Source organism: Allobosea sp. TAB14 (genome assembly GCF_052113865.1).
In the GTDB taxonomy this organism is placed as follows: domain Bacteria; phylum Pseudomonadota; class Alphaproteobacteria; order Rhizobiales; family Beijerinckiaceae; genus Allobosea; species Allobosea spartocytisi.
Genome location: NZ_JBFRDQ010000378.1, coordinates 1 through 1,070 on the forward strand (window position 1 = coordinate 1; position 1,070 = coordinate 1,070).

At 65.6% G+C, this 1,070-nt stretch carries 2 protein-coding genes; both read right to left on the bottom strand.

The genetic code is table 11. From position 1 onward, the window contains the following. A partial coding sequence (locus AB4Y99_RS27765; protein WP_441525625.1) for a hypothetical protein occupies positions 1-289 on the bottom strand: 289 nt, incomplete at its 3' end. Next, complete coding sequence (locus tag AB4Y99_RS27770; protein WP_441525626.1) at positions 286-699, bottom strand: hypothetical protein; 414 nt, start codon at positions 697-699, stop codon at positions 286-288. The genes AB4Y99_RS27765 and AB4Y99_RS27770, both read right to left, overlap by 4 nt. Positions 700-1,070 lie beyond the last annotated feature (371 nt).

Consider the following 1,070-nt stretch of genomic DNA (forward strand, 5'->3'; position numbering starts at 1 on the left):
GGTCGACCATCGGATGCGGCCGGCCGTTTGCGACTTCGAGGCCGAAGCGCGTCAACGTGGCGAAGACGAGCGTCTTGCCATTATGGGGCTCTTCCTCGCGGGTCAGGAGCGCATGCTGCTCCAACAGCACGAGATCCGCGGCGATCGTGTCGTCATAGACGGCGTGCCGCATGGCGCGCACCGCCTTGGTCAGCATCGAGGCCGAGAGGGAATAGTTCGGCACCTCGGAGAGCAGGCGCAGGATGACGAGGCGGCGATCCTTGGCGAGGGTCTCGGAAAGCGAGCTCATGCGCTCTTCTCCAACATGTGCTTGAGGATCAGGCCGAGCGTCGTGTCGATCTTGGTCGTGGTCTTTTCGACGCCACGGATCGTCTCGGTTGAGGTCGCGACCTCCTTCTCGACGCGGCCGATGCGCTCGCCCAAGGCCTGAACCTCCTGGCGATCAGGCAGCTGACGAAGGTCCGCCTCGATCTTGCCGACGCGCTGCTCGATGGCGCGCTCGTTGGTGGCGACGTGATCGCCGAGACTCTTGATCGAGGCCTGAAGCGTCTGCGTCTGCGCGTCGTGCTGAGCCTTCGTCGGGAACTGGCTACGCAGGAAGAACATGCCGATGCCGACCAGGACGGTCAGCGGGACGGAGATGATCCACCAGATGTCCTTTGCGAGCATGATGATGCTCGCCCAGTCGATATCCTTCACGGCACAGCTCCATCCACGGCCGCGACAGCCGCCGCCCGTCTCGTTTCGCAGATGCGCAGGGACGCGCGATCGCGCCCCCAGCTGGTGGTGACCTCGCTGGCGGTCATGTCTCGATCCGGCAGCGAGACCGGCGCAGCGCAATGCTGGCGCGCGGTTGCGGGCAAATCCGGCTTGACGAGCTCAAGCTTCACGGTCGGTTCAGGGTCCGGCGCCGTCGAGCACCCGCACGCGAGCGCGCCGCAGCACAAGATCAGCACCGCCAGCCAAGGCCGCATCGTCCTTCTCCAGTTTCTTCAATTGGTCTTGAAACCGCGCCTCGGCATCGCGGGCGGCAGTGTCGGCTCGCGCCGAGGCACGGGCCTGCTCGGCGC